The sequence below is a fragment of the Solibacillus sp. FSL K6-4121 genome (assembly GCF_038002585.1).
GTDB classification, from domain to species: domain Bacteria; phylum Bacillota; class Bacilli; order Bacillales_A; family Planococcaceae; genus Solibacillus; species Solibacillus faecavium.
In genome coordinates this window covers 1,034,356-1,051,099 of record NZ_JBBOCS010000001.1, presented here as the reverse complement: position 1 = coordinate 1,051,099, position 16,744 = coordinate 1,034,356, and the positions used below count along the sequence as shown (strand labels likewise).

Here is a 16,744-nt window from a genome sequence, read left to right as displayed (position 1 = left end):
AATATATGGGGCTGGGACAAAACCCGCTTCAAAATCAAACACCGTTCAAATTTTACGATTAGTAAATTTGAACGGCTTTATTATTGTGTATACTTCGTAGCCGTTGTTCTCCGTTACGGCGGACGCTTTCCTGGGGGCACGAGGCCAACAGGATGTTGGTCACAAAAGCGTTGCCATAGGACGTGGCGTTTTTAGCTTTTGTTCCTTACGTCTCTCCCACGTGCTCCTGCGGTTACTCGTCGCATAAATAATTGCTCCTGCGGTTACTCGTCACATAAATAATTGCTCCTGCGGTTACTCGTCGCAAAATAAATTTTGCTTGTCCCCTGGGAGTCGCCACCTTCACTTCGAACAACTTATTTCCCTTCTATATCAAGTAAATTTCTGCATAATTTCAAGCATTGCATTGTGCACTTTCTCTTGGCGCTTATATAATATAGCCCATTTCAAGACGCACTTCGTTATTTTTAACATCCTCATTTGAATAGGAATTTAAATTTAATCCAATCATTTGAAAACCTTCCTTCAAATAAAACTGAATGGCTGGATAATTAGAAGTTTGTGTTTCTAACACAATCATTCTGACACCCATTTCACGAGCACGTTTTTGGGCAATGGCTACTAAGGCACTGCCTATACCTTTTCTTTTAAACCGGTTATCAATATATAAGTCATGAATTAATAATGTATTATTCCACTCCATGTGCTGGATTACTATAATTCCCGTTTCTTCACCATTATGCTCTGATACATAAACCTCTGAACCTTCTTTATGTGAATCAAAAATCTCCTCTTCAAGATTTTTTTCAAATGGAATTTCAAATACTTCTTCCGTCAGAGAAAAGTTCCATCCCATAGAGTTAGCATCCGTTTGAACTTTATAATACTTTTCAGATGTATAATGATAAGATACTTGTTTTCCCGTTGGGTAATTTTTTTGATCAATACGGCGTATAGATACCATTAAAAACCTCCTAATTTATATGACTTAAATCTATTGAACATTAACTCATACTCGTAAATTTAACAGTGCACTGCTTCATTTTTCCTTCTGTTCATCTTAACGTTAAGAATTATTTGTGCTCTTTCATTATTACTTCGCTCCCAATAAATAATGGGAATTGTGCGTAAATTAATTATATAAATAAACATAGCTTCAAGCTGGAAATGCTTGAAGCGTTTTTTTGCCCTTTTTTATCATTTCCTTTAAATATATATTGATAAATATTACATAAATTCTTTTATCTGTTAAAATTATATTACCAATTATACAATACACTTATAGTACGAGAGTTAAAAGAAACGCTTGCCTCATTGTTGGCAGGAAAAATATTAAAGTAAGGAATAAAGAAAATGAAAAAAAGAAAATGGGGTATTTTAGTTTTACTGATTATCATCGCAATCAGTTTTTACTTGACGCAAGGGCCAAAACCATTAGCTCGAGATTTAAAAAATTCTTTTCTGGAACTTAGTGAAATGACGGAGCTGGTCGTTATGGACTATCAACATGATAGTATGTACAGGACATCCGATAGAGGACAACTGAATGAGATTTATAAACAATTAGCAAAGATTAACGTCACACGAGGACAAGATATCGAATTTAATGAGTCCGTTTTTCGTGACGATGAGATACTAAAAGTTCGCTTTTACAATAACGAAACTACTTTTGCCATTAATTTCACATTTTATGAGGATAGATCTCTTATTGTTGAGGAGCAAGCATTCGTAACAAAAACGACATTAGGTCGCCAAGTGTCAGAAAATGAATTTTTACAGTTTTATGAGTTTATACATGATGGTAGAACTTTTGAGTGAAGGCTACTAGCTTCCATCAATAATTAAAACGCACTCACTTATAATACGGTTCTCCGTAATAAGTATAAGTGAGGTTTTTCCGCCAAAAAATACAGCAACAATTGGTTGAAACAATTAAGCTACGTATAAATCGGATTTCATTATTTTATTTGGATCTTTTTCAAAAGGTACTATGTTTCATTGACGATTTTAAAGATTTCACGAAAATAGTATTAAAACTTGAAGCATAACTAAATAAAATAGGCCGTTTCCTTTTAAAGAAACGCGGCCTATTTTTTCTAGCTATATAATATAATTTCAATTTTTATTATTCACTATTGGAACTTTCTTCGTAGGCAATCGATTGAACAGGGCCGAATTTATTGTACGATTGAGTCTGTTCTTTTATATATCTTTTATCCTCATACATATGCACATCGCAAGTATGATAGAGATGCTCATAATTAGTACCCTCTTCTTCAACAAAAGCAATGCCAATACTTGGTACAACTTCGATTTCGATGTTGTCCTGCTTATACAGATTAACTCGGAATACATCACGGGCCTTTTCTATTTGCTTTAAAAACTTATCCTTCGACCCGATTTGTTCAAAAAACATGACAAATTCATCGCCACCTAAACGTGCTAGTATATGTGGCTTTGGTAAATTCTCATGCCAGCAGTTCGCCGTAAAAATCAACACATTATCTCCTGTTAGATGACCATATTTATCATTGATTTCTTTAAAAAAGTTTAAATCACATATCATTAATGCGCCGTCTTTTTTTCCGGACTGCGCCAATTTTCGTTTTACTTCTTCCTCGAAATAAGTACGATTATATATACCTGTTAGTATGTCGTGATGAGCTAAATATTCAAATTGTTTGGATTGCTGAAGTAAACTTTCTTCGTACTTTATCGATTCTGTAATATCATGTAATATTAGCATTTTGCCCACTGGTTTATTATTACTTCCATTGATATAAGAAAAATGAACATTATAAAATTTTTCTCCTAATTGCATTGATTGGGTTGTTAGTTTGTCTATTTCCGGGTTTTGTTCAATAAATGTCAATAGAGGCGGGAAATGAGATAGAACTTGTGATGCAAAGCTACCAATTAACTTTTTATCGGGTAACTGTTCAAACAATATATTGGAGGATTTATTATAGCTTTTTAAAGTATTATCTATATCGAAAATAATTACAGCATCATTTATAGATTCGAAAACTTTTTTCATCGCTAAAGGAGATAATTTAAGCATATTAAATTGGTATATTCCCCATAAATAAAATACAGCCGAAAAAACAAGTCCAAAAGGAGATATATCGATTGGTATTTTTATTACACCTATTGAATGAATGAATGGAAAACCAAATACAAATGAAGAACCAATCATCATTAGCGCGACCTGTTTTTTCCTCTCCTTATTTGACTTAAGGAACATATGGACTAATAGACATAGACCAATTAAATAGTAACTATAAGCGTAACCAATATGTAAGTAAAAAAGCGGACCTCTATCCAAAAAGATAAGTGGGAACCCTTGGGAATAATCTAAAGTCATGCTTCTATAAAATAATTGATGCCCCTCATTTGTAAAGTGGGTAACTAATGTGGAAAGTGGACCAATTGATAATAAAGCAATGTTCCTCTTTGTTAAAATCCTCTGATTACCTGTGAACTGTAATATCATAATTATCCAAATAAACGGCCCAAAAGGAATACCTATATACTGAACATGTATCCAAAAAAGCATTTGTTCCACTGTCGTACTTACGAGTTGAAAAGCATATCCAAATGTATAAAAAGAAGCGGCTAACACACCTAAGCCATAACTAATCGAAATTGGGGTGTCTCTATTTTGCCAAGAATAGTAGAGCAACACTATGAAACAAAAGCTGAAAAGAACTAGAATTGCTGAAAGTACAAAGTTATAGCTCATAATGTGATTTCCTCCTTATAATCATTTTGTAATTACTTGATTATCTAAATATGTGATTATGAAAATTTTAGTAATATCATTATGAGGTTTCTTATTCACACTTTTATTTTCTTATACGAATATGTTTGACTTCACAACTTTCTCCAACTCTTGTCTATGCGCAGCTTAGAGTGCAATCATATTAATATTATTCAATAACTTTATTATTTTTACAATTCATTATATAAATAATGAGTAATTTTCCAATTACAATCACTAAAAAAGTAAAGCCATTTAATGACTTTACTTAGTTTTGGCATAAAATATTCTTTTAAAGTCATTACTTTAGAAAAATATATGTAAATCTGTCTCTATTTATTATAAAATTCACCATACCACATGCGATTTTCTTTTAATGATGTAGCTCTCTAACTGAACTGTCTTTTTGGGAAAAGTCGCTTACGTTCTCATCTCCGACTAAATCCAGCCCTTTTCCACCGCTTTTTGTACAGCCTGCTGCCTTGTTTCAACTTCGAGCTTCTGAATGGATAAAGATAGGTAGTTGCGGATTGTGCCTTTAGTCAGGAATAACTGCTTACTAATTTCATTCGTCGTATAACCATCCTTCACGAGCTTTAGCACATTAATTTCCCGTTCGTTTAGAGGATTTTTTTCATTCATAAATAAAGCAGCAGCAAGATCCTGACTGATTACCCTCTCACCTTGCATTATTTTACGTACAGCACCCATTACATATTGGATCGGCTCATCTTTCAGGACATATGCATCTATATGAAGATCCATTGCCTCCTGCAAATAACCGGACCTTGCAAAAGTTGTCATAATCATAATTTTGCAAGGATAATTATGACGGCGAATGTTCGCAGCTACCTCCAATCCGGATAAATGCGGCATTTCAATATCCAAAATGCATACATCCGGCATTTCCTTTTCTATTAAAGCCCATGCTTCTTTGCCATCTGCTGCCTCACCTACAATTTGTAAATCCTCCTCAAGCTCCATAATCGATATTAAAGCTCCCCTTAGCAGTTGCTGATCCTCGGCGATGCAAATTCTAATCATTTTTCCCCCTCCTGTATTGAGTACAGTGGAATTGTCAGAAACACCTTCGTCCCCTCCGTGTCATACGTCACTTCTGCATTTCCCTTTAATGACCTCATCCGTTCCTTCATTGTAAATAGTCCATTGCCATGCCGCTTATCGGATAAACCTACTCCGTTATCAACAATAGCTACTTCCACTCGGTCCTCTGTTTGATAAAGGTGTATTTTACACATAGATGCGTGACTGTGCTTCACAACATTTGTTACCGCCTCCCGAATACTATAGGCAAGCATCGTTTCCTGCACACTGGATAGCAGAGTGTTTTTAAGCTGATGCTCAATCTGTGCACGGATCTCAGCATTCTTAAGCAACTCCTCACAATGTTTCAGTTCAACATCCAAGGATAGAAAGTTCATTTCCGATATAATTTCACGCACTTGCTTATGGGCTGTGCGGACTGTCAGTATAATATCATCGAGCTCCTTATGAATCCGGCAATCATCGTGTGGCACTAGCCTGGAAACGAGCTCTGTTTTCACCTTTATGACTGTTAACGTATGCCCTAAAGTATCATGCAGATCACGGGCAATTCGCTGACGCTCCTGCTGCATCGCAATATGTACTGCCGCTTCATCGACCTCACGTTGAAGCAGCTTGGATTTCTCAATATAATAGCGTAACCATGGCAATAGCAAAATAAAAACCATAGCCGCCAGTACAATTGACTGGGCGTTTGAAAACAGCACATCCTGATAGCGCCAGACGAGACTGGCAAGAAGGAGAAAATTTATACACGTAGCAATCCACAAAATACGTCGATTAACAGCGCGCCCAACAAGGTCTGCAAAGGCAAACTGAAAGAAGATCCACTGCGGTCCACTTATATAAGCCAAATACGCCGTAATAACAAAACCCAGCACGGTAGCAGGAAGCAATAGACCATCCTGATGCCACAGTGCTATATAATAGGCACCTAAATAAATAGCTATAACTACAATTTTGAAAATAAGTGACGGAATTTGCTCCGACACGACAACCGCATAACTGAACAGTAGGACCGTCAGTACATCGATGATTAAATAATATCTTGCCTGACTTTTAGGATACCATTCCAGCATGTAGCCCCCCTATCTTTCCAGTCTCTGCAGAATTCCTTTCCGTAGCCATTCGATTGGTCCATACGGAAATTTAGCTAACCACAGATTTGAGAGTATTATTTGTCCTACTACTATCATACAAAAAATCCCTATAATTTCCACACTATTTAAATTACCACCAAGGCCTAAACCCCAACCGTAAAAAATAGCTGTAGCAGTTATGTTTTGCAGAATATAACAGCTTAAAGACGTACGACCCGTTTTCTCAAGCCATTTCCAAATGCGCCACGTACTCCAAGTCCGAACAAGAAAGGCAATCAGCCCTAAATAACCAAATGCGAGCACAGGCGCAAATATATAACGGACAGGAAAATCAAAGAGACCGCCTGGTACAAACGTCAATACATTCAAAGGCAATCCAAGACCTAGACCCCAAGTGAGCAATTTTCGCTGAATGGCAATCCCACGCTCATTAAAGGAGAAAGCACCGCTTCGCTTAAGCTTTATACCGATAATAAATAAACAGATATTTAAAGGGATAATAAAAATTGCCTCTGTTCTAAAGAACATAAAATTCGCCAGACGATTCTGTACCTGCTCCAGCCATGTTCCTTCTGCATAAATCGCAATCAGTTCCGGAGAGCTTGCCATAGAAAACGCTGGCCCTAGCAACATGGAAGTGAAAATGAGCGCAATCATCCCTAAATGTATTGCTCCAGCAACCCATAACGCCCGTGTCATCGCCCGTTCTCCGCGCTTTAGAATGACAGCGATAATTGCTGCAGTGACGGCATAGCTCATGAGCACATCATACTCCATTACAAATACATAGTGCAGAAGGCCTTCCACCATTAAAAATACGATGACCCACTTATACACCCCAATCCACGGCTTATTACGTCGGATGGACTGCTCGTATTTTATCGCCATTCCTACTCCGAACATAATCGTTAACATGCCGAGCAGCTTACCGTTAAATACAAACAGTACAAGCATGCGTAAAATATCATTCATATTCGACCAACTGCTAAAATCCGTCGTCGTTATATACTTGAGATCCCCTAAATGAGCAAAAATCCAAATATTCGTTCCAAGTGTCCCTAAAATAGCGATTCCTCTTAAAATATCGATTAAAGCGATACGTTTCATCTTAATCCCCCTCCAATTCCTTACCTTTATCGTACATTGGAGGATACTTACGAAAATATCGACAGGCGTCAATAAATCCAGATGACACGTGTCATTTATTAATTTAGCTAACTCTGCTTTTCGGAATTGGAATATATTGTATAATAATGTTAAGAAATTTTAAAGGGGGTAAGATTTGAGTATTTATATTTTCCTGATTACTTTATTGGTGATTGATAGATTGGTAGCTATTTTTACTAGCAAAATTTTTAAAATAAACTACGTGCCATTGCTCATTAATTCCGCTATCAATAAAGTTCACCCAAAATTATATAAGAATACTTTTTCTTATAATGATGTTTCTTGTTCTTATTAATATTTTCGTCAATTCGTCATACGAAAAAAGAATTAATGTACATCCCGATTGGACATTTATTTTCATAATCGGGTTCATCGTTCAGCAAATTGTTATTGAACTTAAATTTATTAAAGAGAAAAATTAGCATATAGCTACTTAGATTAGAGGGGGTGTACATGTTGTTTTGTTGTTGAGTTTTTTATTCATTTATTTATTGTAAAAATAAAAAGTTCAATATCTCTAACCTTCATTTCTTTCTAGTAGTTGTTCAATTTTATAATCTACCTTTCGTAATACCTGCTTTATTTGTTTAATGTTATTTTCCCTTTGTACCTTCTGTTCGTATTTGTTTTGAAATAGTTCTTTTATTTGGAGAACATTTTGAACTTCCTCTTGTGTTAATTCTTTGTTTTGATCTGTATTGTTCGACCATTCAATAAGCATTTTAATTTCCTGTAATGAAAATCCGGTTTGTTTAAGTTTAATAATGGTTTCAACTAAAATGATGTCATGATTTTGATACTCACGATGTTTGTTTTTTACTTCTGGCTGTAATAAACCTATTTTTTCATAGTATCGAATCGTATCTTTACTTATGCCAGTACACTCTGCGAATTCGCCTATTTTCATCAATATCACCCACTATTTTATAAATTTTTAAACCATTAGAATAATTATACAATGGAAAATGAATCGAATGATATGATGTCTATAATTAATACGGCCATTTGTTGCGATCCCCTGGGCAATCGCCAATAGATGCAACAAGATAAAGGCAACAAGAAGCAATAAAAACTGCCACTCTTTATTTGGGATGAATAGACTTACAATGATACCTATTGATACAAGGACAAACATGAAGCTTCTAACTTGAAATCCTTCTGTCCTGCATTGTTTAATCCCTGCAATACCCGTTAAAAATGCATATAACCCAATCAACATTGTCACAACTGCCATTTATATCACTCCATTCTTTTCATACGTTCACTTTAAAAGATGGAGTTAGCTCCATGTCAATCAATTAAAAGCAGTATCTTTATTTATACGTACATACTCATTTTTTTCGGGAAACTGCGTATGAAGCATCTGATTTACTCTTTCATAATCAATCCGGTACCATTTCGAGCGATCGACATAAAAACGGTTAAACTTGTCGGTCGAGATAACGATTTTATTTTTTTCCAATTTGATTAACAAGCTTTTCACTTTTGGAGCACTCCACATGCCGAGTTGCTTTGACCAATTTTTATAAGTTTGGCGATACCATTTCTGCCCCTCTTTCATTACACCTTGGTTTTCCAAACGATAATGGAGTTGCTGCAACAGTAATGCTTGATCAGCCCCAATCACGGTCCCTAATTTTTTGGATACAAAGAAATATTGATGCTCTAATAATAAGCTCATTTTTCAAACCTCCCTCTGCTATAATCTGTTGCTCTATATATGTCAGATTTAAATAAAAAAAGGGACATATTTTAAAATTTTCTTAAAATAAAAAAATACATACCGTCGTGTTTTAACACGACAATATATATTTTAATTTACTTAAAATTTATTAAATCTTTTTGATCGGACGAGTTGTGACGGTCTGACAAATCAAATTTGATACGATCAACAAGGGATGATTTTGAAAAATGGAAGGCTCAATTTAATCTCCTAGAAAAATATATTAGAATATTAATAGCTTTTTTATTTTTATAAAGAACATAGAACTATTAACAAAATTAGATTAATGCGCGTAAATAGGATCCAGTACAACAAAATTGCCCTTCACTTCAAATACAAGTAAAGGGCTTCTTTGTTTCTTTATTTAGAGAATAGGATTCCAGTTTAAATACTTTAATGAATTTTAATTTGTGAAATTTTAAATGCACCGTTTTGATCGATCACAACTGTATACGTTTTGTAACGATCGAAATGTTCGTAGTCTCCCGATGCACTATAAAAATCAAATGTCTCATTCATATTGACGGCATATTCACCATTTTCATATATAACATCCAAAATATCATTTGTTAAAAAATCAAAAGTATGTCCCTCATATGAAATGTCGGCAATATATTCTTCCAGTTCTATATAGGCACTATCAATAATCATATCCGCAATCCAGGAAAAATTGCTCTCGTTAAGCGCTTGTTCATAATACATTCGGAATGATTGGACAAATTGACCTGCTAAAACGGAATCAATTTCGTTCTCAGAAGGCTCATCGTAATTTTCCTCGTACAGATCATAAGACTCATAAATACCTGCAACTGCCAGTACTCTATCACGGGACATAGGTGCTTGAATCCATTCATCAAAATACTTAGTCATGCTATAGAGCGGAATTGAAAACCCAAAATTTGTACTAGTTTCAGAGGTATAAAGTAAAGAATTAATGCCAATTACCTTACCAGTTGTGGCATCTACTAACGCTCCCCCACTACTCCCTTTATCGATTTGTGCATCAACCTGGTAAATTTCTTTATAAATAAAGCGACCCACTTCCATATCCCGGTCATGTCCTGTAATAAAGCCGGGCGATGCGGTATTATCAAACCCTTGTGGGCTACCAAAAGCAATAACTTCAAGACCAGTTGGTGATTTTTTGGACTCGATTGGTAATGGAGATTCATTTTGATAATCCGGTACATGAAGTAATGCAATATCAAAGCTTTCTGAAATACCAATAACTTTCGCTTCAAATTCTTGACCATTGAAATTCCGTACCAATACATCAACTTCCCCATCCACAACATGTGCGTTTGTAACGACATAACCTCCCTTTGCATAAAGGAAGCCGGACCCCCGCCCATAATCGGTAATCACCGTAAATACTTTTTGCTGTACATCTCTAATAAGTGTTACGCGGTCAACTGGTTTTTCATCGATGCTATTTGTTATATCTTTTACAACTTGTTCAATAGAGGCGTCATCTGAAGTAGCTTCTGCCGTAATATTTTTCGAATCCGGTTGTGAGATTCTTTGATACACTTCCCATACACCATAACCTACTCCACCAGTAGCAATAATCAGCACTACTAATAAAGCATAAATCCATGTCGGGGTCTTTGCTTGGTTAAATTGCTTCCCACAAGAAGAGCAGAAGTTTGCTTGCGGTTCATTTTGAAAGCCGCATTTATTACATTTCACCTAATATCCCCCTTAGTTATAAACACCTATACTCCTAGAATAATACAAAAATTGTAATTAATCCATAACGAAATGATTGAACTTTATTAAAATTTATTAAAAAGTAATTTACACTAAAAAAAACTAATCCCACTCTGCAATTGCATTGTGGGATTAGCTTGAGGTTTTCGTAAATTACATGATTTCAATGCATATAACTAATGCGTATCAACTACTGTACTGTAATTTTGAGTTCGTATATTTTCATTCATAACCCAGTTAAGGTTGCCGTATCTATCCAACGTAATCATATATACTTTTTGACCTTTACGGAAAACATTGGATGCTCCATTAGCAACTAAAGTAATTTGCTTACTTGTGTCGGCTGGGCTACCAATCATTATTTTGCCATATAGATTAATTGTGACTGCTGAAGGCTGTCGGCCGTATCTCACAACATTTAAGATATCTGTTTCTGTTGGAGCATATGTTACGCCATCATTTACAACAACATAGAATACCTCTTTAACATCTGAAGCACTTAATTGTGGTGTAATAATAATTTCTTTCGAGTTGTTAGGGTCCGCCATTCTCGTTCCTAACAGAGCGTTAGACATAATATTTATTTTATTTGAAGGGTAAATATATTTACCAAGTTTAGAAATATCGAATGTACGGTTACCTTTATAATCATACGCATTCGTTAAATTATCTCTTAGAGTTACTGTAATTGATTTATCAGCATCGCTTGGGTTATTAGGTTTAATTACCAATTTAGATTCATCGGTAGTTTTAGCACCTAACGTATAGCCATCAAATGCAAATTCCCCCGTTATATCTTCCCCAGCTGAGTTTGTAATTTTCAGTATGGACGAGAGATTTAATGAATTGGCAATTTTAATTTGCGACTTATTATAATTTGTTAAATTCGTTTCATCCTGACGTAAAATAGCTTCATTAAAAGTAATTTCAAATTTAGCATCTGGTGTTCGATAAATTATGGCTTCAGTAGTTATAGAAGCATATGGATTGTCCTTACTAGACATTATAAATGGACTAATCCCATCCGTATAAAACGTTTCCTGCATTGGTGCACCTTTTGGCTCGTCTGCTTCTAGACTGGCTTCGGAGCTGCGCTGTAAAACCGTAAAGTTTCCAATCGAGTCAACCGCACCTACATAAATTCCGTACGCCTCATGTGCTGTTAAATTCAGGTTGTTTGGTGTAAAGCTAAAAGATCCTTGACCAGTCGATTGACCAATATCCCTTGCTCCCAAACTTTTGAATGTATCAAACAAATCAGGTGCATTTGGTGTCGTATTCAGTACCGTTGCCAAATCTTTTAATTTACCGGAAGCATCAAAGTAGTCACGGTTTAATTCATAGGATCCATCCGGCTTTCTAATGTATTTGCGGACAGGTAATGCAAAGAAGTTTGCCTTTTCATCAACATTAGCCGATACGCGAATTCTTGTATCACTGCCTTCCACATTCTCTACTTCAAATCCGGAAACAAGCGGTGGTTTTGAATCGCTGATCAATGGTCTGCTTTCAATTTTCGAAAGTTGACCCGAACGATCTTTTAGCACCATAAAAATCTTATAATTTTTAAATGGATTCAACTTTGGTGGTGTTGGCTTTGTTACATTAAATTTAAAAGCACCCAGTTGAGCCGGATTTTGCCCATCCGCAATATAATCATCTGTTGTACCCGCTGGTGTAGTCGTTTGGAATTTCCCTTTCACTACATTCGGATCCGTAGAAAATTCATCAACGAAATGACGGCTTGTAATACCGCGGTCCGCAATTATTTGATCATAATCTGATGGTAAAATCATGTAGTAGTACGTACCCGCTTTATTTGTATTTACTTCAATTTCATATTGAGATGTACCGGTTACAACATTTTTAATATCAATTTTTGGCAGCAGTGCATCCGAGTGATTGTAATGTGCATAGTTACGCGGTGACATCCCTACAGGAATAACGTCTTTGTTTTCAAATTCGTTTTCCGCTAAGTCTTTGACACCTTTTAATATTGTCGCAACAATCGTATCCCCGTTAACTAAAGAGCTTACTGAAGGAATCGTTAAACGAATTCGCTTATTCGAATATTGTACCTCGACTGGCTTCATTTCCTTATGACCAGATATATTCACAATCCCTGTACCGGATAGTAAATAATTATCCGGATTTTCAGCAGTTGCCTTGTCCAGTTCTTCACTTACGTTAATGTAGAAATAGCCTTTTTCCTTATCCGCCAATTGTAGCTCTGGCGGATCCAGTACATACGGATATGTCGTATCAGGCGCTTCCGTCTTCAATGTAATTTTCGGAGCAGGGTTGCGCATTTTATTTCCGGATTTATCCACCATGATAGCATAAATTTCATACTCTGTATTTGGCTTAATGTCGCCAATGGCTGGGGTTGCACCGTATTTTGTTTCGGTAATAACCACATCTTCAGGCTTTGCTATCGTCCCTTTTCCTGTATAACGTTTCATAATTTCATCAACAGTCGGATCAGGCAATGTAACCGGTGATTTCTCACGGATATAGTAGTAATATTCGCCAGGCTCAGTAATTCCTTTAATGACCAACTGCACGCGTTTCCCGCCGTACATCGTTTCCCCTTTGTCTAAGCGGAATGTAGGTGGTCGGTTATCAATCGTCGAGAACTCCTGCTCCTCTTTTTCCGATACGTTATCCATTTTATCGATGACAATGACATAAATAACATAATCCGTCATTGTTTCTAAACCGCTTACTGTAAACTTAACTGGCTCGTCCATTACGAGCGGGCCGTTGCCATTGTATTTAGTGCCGCCTGTTTTAATTTCGTTAATCGTTGGCGCTTTTTCCTTAGCCGGTTTTACAACATAGTAGTAAGTTCCATCTTCATCAGCTGTCAATGTCACTTCCGCTGTCGATCCGCCAGCAGCCACATCCAACTGTGTAATCCTGGGTCCAGTAACATCCGGTATAATCGTGTTTTCCACCGGATCACGATCGACCGCCTTCCCATTTTCGTCCTTTACATAGCCAATGTTCGGGTCATCCGTTTTATAATCGTCAAAAACATCATTCACTGTTTTGTTCGGCGGAATAATGGCGTTTGTAATATAAGCATGTGTGCCAATATCCGTAAAGCCATTACTTGAAGTGATGTAATAATAGTCATATGTACTATCTGTTTTAAAGGACACATTTTTTAACGTGTTTTTGTATACATACTGGATATCATGTACACCAAAAACCGATATATTGTAGTCTGTGTCGATGTACATCGCATTCGGACTTGCATACAGCTCAACATTTGCCACATTTCCTTGTAATGTCAGACGGTCAATTTCGTAATTGGCTTTTACAAATGTACGATCGGACGTTACATATAAATGACGGATATCCGCGTTTTCAAAGTCCACATACTTCTTTAAGTTCGACATACGATCTGTATACTTCTGTAAATGAGGTGGCTTTGTTGGGTCTGGCTTGTCTTGTAATGTTTCTTTATCAATTGGGTTCAGGAAATCTTCATTTTTTGGGACAGTCGGTTTTCCCCAATCGATGAATGACGCGATATTGCCAACACTTGCAATACGTATATTGCTTAAAGTTGCAAGTGAACGTCGTGGTGCTTCTGCCACTTCCACACGTCCGGTAAAGTTAATATTTTTAAAGCGCACATAGCTGCCGTGGACGATGAGCTCCCCTGCAAATGAAGAATAGCCCCCATCAAGCGCCAATAATCGAGAAGAATTTCCACTCGCATTAATCGTTAGCTTTGAAATATTTTGAACTGTGTTTCCGGAAAATTTCCCTTCAATGTAGGCACCTTGCAATACGTTTTTATTCGCTGCATTTAAAATGCTTCTTAAGTGTGGCGCAATCGTATGCGCAACACCGTTTATGTAAATTTGATTGCCAGTAATATCGCCAACCTCATATACAGGATTGCCTCGATCCGCCTTTTCCGCGCGCCAAATAAATGTCGCCATTTGTGCACGAGTTACAGTATTAAACGGATCAAATGAAACAGGTGTCTTCCCCTTCGTTACATTCAGGTCATAAAGTGTTTGAATGAAGTAGGCGTTTGCATTTTTTGCAGTTACATCCTTAAATCCGTGGTTTAGCTTTGAAGAAACCCCAAATTTGAAACCAAGTGTTAAGATTTTCGCCATTTGTCCGCGCGTAATGGGTTCATTCGGCTTAAAAGTTTTATCGGAATACCCGTTAATAACCCCTGCCTCTGCCAATGCTGCGATGTAGCGGTAGTTTGGATTGCTCATCTTTACATCTTTGAAGCCTGGATTTTTTGGGTTTGTTATATTAACATCAATCGTCAGTGCCAGCATTTTAGCGGCATCTTCCCGAGTAATTGCTTGATTTGGTTTAAAAGAGCCATCTGAATAGCCCGTCGCGATTTTGCGGTTGGCCAAATCTAAAATCGGCTCATAATAATCTGCAAATGGATTTAAATCGTTAAATGAATAGGCATTTGTCTGTTGCGGCATTGCTACTATGACACCACTCGCTGCTAAAACTGTTGCGACTGTAGCCTTCGAAAGCTTTTTCCCTTTTTTCGAATCCATGCTAGAAAATCCCCCCTTTTTGAAGTATGCAAATTTGTACATTTTTTTAGCACGTACGCTCTTTATATCGGCCAATAGTGCACAAAACTGTATCAAATTTATATAGTTTTTCTTTCTAAAGTAGGAAAATCGTTCACATATTACTTAAAAGAAGTATCCTCTACTTCTTTATACACAAAAAGGAACGGCTTTGCTTTCTGACATGAAAGTCAGAAAGCAAAGCCGTTCTATAATAAATAGCCAACCATTTATACATTACCCGCTCAAAAATAGTTCTAATCACTAGCAAACAATCAACAAATGACAGTCTCTGTAAGACGCCATATAAAATTGTCTATTTTCATTCTTTTTATTATTATTTTATTCGTTTTCCACATGCACTAACTAAAAAATAATTCAAATTACCCAGTTTAAAATGATAAAAAAGTGAATTTTAAATTTCCATTGCTATAAAATAAACTATAATGTTATATTTTACTCCTTAATACATTTATACTTTAAACTTATGCACCTTTATTCTAATTGTTATTTTTATACATAAAAATTATAAACTGGCGCTATATGGAATTCACCAAAACTAACGTAGGTATTTTTACATATTACCTGTAATAACTTTACCGTTTTTTTAAAACTAAGCAAATCACCTTTCATGAAAGTTTCATAGTAATTGCGCTAATATAGTATTCGTGAGTAGTAGAATAAAATATAAATATAAGATTATGTGATATATTCATTGAAATCGGCAAAGGGGAAAGCGATGAATCAAGATGTTCTTATTCCATTAACAACTGAGTCTACGGTAGTCACAAAAACAACAGCAATCAAAACTTTTGCATCAGAATATGATTTAAAATGGAGCATCCCCTCTTTAGACTATAACCAGTTCCATTTAATTGGCACGAAAAACAACATTGCGGTAGCCGGCTATGAAACGCGCATTGGGCAAGCGGTCTGTGGTATTTCCATTGGCGACTCGCGTCAGGCAGTAAAAGCACAATACGGCGAACCAATAACACATATTATAAAAAACAATCGACGCTTCCGACAGTACTATGATGATAAATACAATGCTGAAACAAGCGGTACTTATTTAATTGATCATCAATATATAACATTCTTTTATGATGTGCATAAAAACTTCCAAGTACGATCCATAATGGCGATAGATGCCGAAACAGAAATGTCCAAAGTAGGCTTCTTTGCTGCGCCATCACCGGATTTACGAGACAGCTTTGAAGATTTGATGATGGAACTAATTAATGCTTCCCGCGTTTCGGAAGGGTTGCTTCCTTTACAATATACACCGGAATATAACGCCATTGCCCGTAGCCATAGCTTAAGCATGGCCACTTACAACTATTTCGGTCATATGGATATGCAAGGCTTACGTGGTGGAGCCCGCATGAAAAATGGCGGCATGGCATATGACTGGTGGGGCGAAAACTTAGCATGTGGTCAATATAGTGCCATTTACGCACATGAAGCGTTAATGAACTCCTTGACTCACCGGGAAAACATTTTGCGTAAGCAATTTACCCACGCATTTGTTGGCGTCGAATTCAATACCCAAAGCCTGCCTTACTTTACCATCAATTTTTATTCCTTATAATCTACAGGTCGTATTAAGAGTGATGTTACTTTTAATGCGGCCTTTTATCTTTCCATTTGA

Annotated in this window: 11 protein-coding genes and 1 pseudogene; 2 read left to right on the top strand and 10 right to left on the bottom strand. The window is 36.3% G+C overall.

The window, feature by feature from the left end:
• Nucleotides 1–427: 427 nt before the first annotated feature.
• On the bottom strand, nt 428–964 hold the full coding sequence (locus MHH95_RS05320) for a GNAT family N-acetyltransferase (RefSeq protein ID WP_340726674.1): 537 nt from the start codon (nt 962–964) through the stop codon (nt 428–430).
• Between the two features lie 389 nt (nt 965–1,353).
• On the opposite strand from MHH95_RS05320, the gene MHH95_RS05315 reads away from it, so the two are divergent.
• A complete protein-coding gene (locus MHH95_RS05315; protein ID WP_340726673.1) occupies nt 1,354–1,818 on the top strand; it encodes a hypothetical protein in 465 nt (154 codons plus the stop codon).
• Nucleotides 1,819–2,125: 307 nt separating this feature from the next.
• On the opposite strand, the gene MHH95_RS05310 is transcribed toward MHH95_RS05315, so the two are convergent.
• The 9 genes and pseudogenes from MHH95_RS05310 to MHH95_RS18640 form a co-directional block, all read right to left on the bottom strand.
• Nucleotides 2,126–3,742: a histidine kinase N-terminal 7TM domain-containing diguanylate cyclase gene (locus MHH95_RS05310; RefSeq protein WP_340726672.1), complete on the bottom strand. Its 1,617-nt coding sequence runs from the start codon at nt 3,740–3,742 to the stop codon at nt 2,126–2,128.
• A 456-nt stretch (nt 3,743–4,198) separates the two neighbouring features.
• Nucleotides 4,199–4,804, bottom strand: a complete 606-nt coding sequence (locus MHH95_RS05305) for a response regulator transcription factor (protein WP_191701629.1) — start codon at nt 4,802–4,804, stop codon at nt 4,199–4,201.
• On the bottom strand, nt 4,801–5,904 hold the full coding sequence (locus tag MHH95_RS05300) for a sensor histidine kinase (protein WP_340726671.1): 1,104 nt from the start codon (nt 5,902–5,904) through the stop codon (nt 4,801–4,803). The genes MHH95_RS05305 and MHH95_RS05300 overlap by 4 nt, the downstream gene beginning before the upstream one ends.
• A gap of 9 nt (nt 5,905–5,913) precedes the next feature.
• Nucleotides 5,914–7,032: a DUF418 domain-containing protein gene (locus tag MHH95_RS05295; protein WP_340726670.1), complete on the bottom strand. Its 1,119-nt coding sequence runs from the start codon at nt 7,030–7,032 to the stop codon at nt 5,914–5,916.
• Between the two features lie 577 nt (nt 7,033–7,609).
• Nucleotides 7,610–7,999, bottom strand: a complete 390-nt coding sequence (locus MHH95_RS05290; protein WP_191701632.1) for a MerR family transcriptional regulator — start codon at nt 7,997–7,999, stop codon at nt 7,610–7,612.
• A gap of 27 nt (nt 8,000–8,026) precedes the next feature.
• Nucleotides 8,027–8,326, bottom strand: coding sequence for a hypothetical protein (locus MHH95_RS05285; protein WP_191701633.1), 300 nt, complete (start codon nt 8,324–8,326; stop codon nt 8,027–8,029).
• A 60-nt stretch (nt 8,327–8,386) separates the two neighbouring features.
• Entirely contained in the window at nt 8,387–8,773 is a 387-nt protein-coding gene (locus MHH95_RS05280; RefSeq protein WP_191701634.1) for a hypothetical protein, read from the bottom strand.
• Between the two features lie 435 nt (nt 8,774–9,208).
• Nucleotides 9,209–10,504, bottom strand: coding sequence for a trypsin-like peptidase domain-containing protein (locus MHH95_RS05275; protein ID WP_340726669.1), 1,296 nt, complete (start codon nt 10,502–10,504; stop codon nt 9,209–9,211).
• 3,983 nt (nt 10,505–14,487) lie between these two features.
• Nucleotides 14,488–14,997, bottom strand: a pseudogene (locus tag MHH95_RS18640) (S-layer homology domain-containing protein); the annotation flags it as partial.
• Nucleotides 14,998–15,832: 835 nt separating this feature from the next.
• Between MHH95_RS18640 and MHH95_RS05265 the strand changes: the two are divergent.
• Complete coding sequence (locus MHH95_RS05265; protein ID WP_340726667.1) at nt 15,833–16,684, top strand: CAP domain-containing protein; 852 nt, start codon at nt 15,833–15,835, stop codon at nt 16,682–16,684.
• The last annotated feature ends 60 nt before the right edge of the window (nt 16,685–16,744 follow it).

Coding starts and splice junctions, on each gene's coding strand:
- MHH95_RS05320 (WP_340726674.1), bottom strand. CDS start 964: ATGGTATCTATACGCCGTATTGATCAAAAAAATTACCCAACGGGAAAA.
- MHH95_RS05315 (WP_340726673.1), top strand. CDS start 1,354: ATGAAAAAAAGAAAATGGGGTATTTTAGTTTTACTGATTATCATCGCA.
- MHH95_RS05310 (WP_340726672.1), bottom strand. CDS start 3,742: ATGAGCTATAACTTTGTACTTTCAGCAATTCTAGTTCTTTTCAGCTTT.
- MHH95_RS05305 (WP_191701629.1), bottom strand. CDS start 4,804: ATGATTAGAATTTGCATCGCCGAGGATCAGCAACTGCTAAGGGGAGCT.
- MHH95_RS05300 (WP_340726671.1), bottom strand. CDS start 5,904: ATGCTGGAATGGTATCCTAAAAGTCAGGCAAGATATTATTTAATCATC.
- MHH95_RS05295 (WP_340726670.1), bottom strand. CDS start 7,032: ATGAAACGTATCGCTTTAATCGATATTTTAAGAGGAATCGCTATTTTA.
- MHH95_RS05290 (WP_191701632.1), bottom strand. CDS start 7,999: ATGAAAATAGGCGAATTCGCAGAGTGTACTGGCATAAGTAAAGATACG.
- MHH95_RS05285 (WP_191701633.1), bottom strand. CDS start 8,326: ATGGCAGTTGTGACAATGTTGATTGGGTTATATGCATTTTTAACGGGT.
- MHH95_RS05280 (WP_191701634.1), bottom strand. CDS start 8,773: ATGAGCTTATTATTAGAGCATCAATATTTCTTTGTATCCAAAAAATTA.
- MHH95_RS05265 (WP_340726667.1), top strand. CDS start 15,833: ATGAATCAAGATGTTCTTATTCCATTAACAACTGAGTCTACGGTAGTC.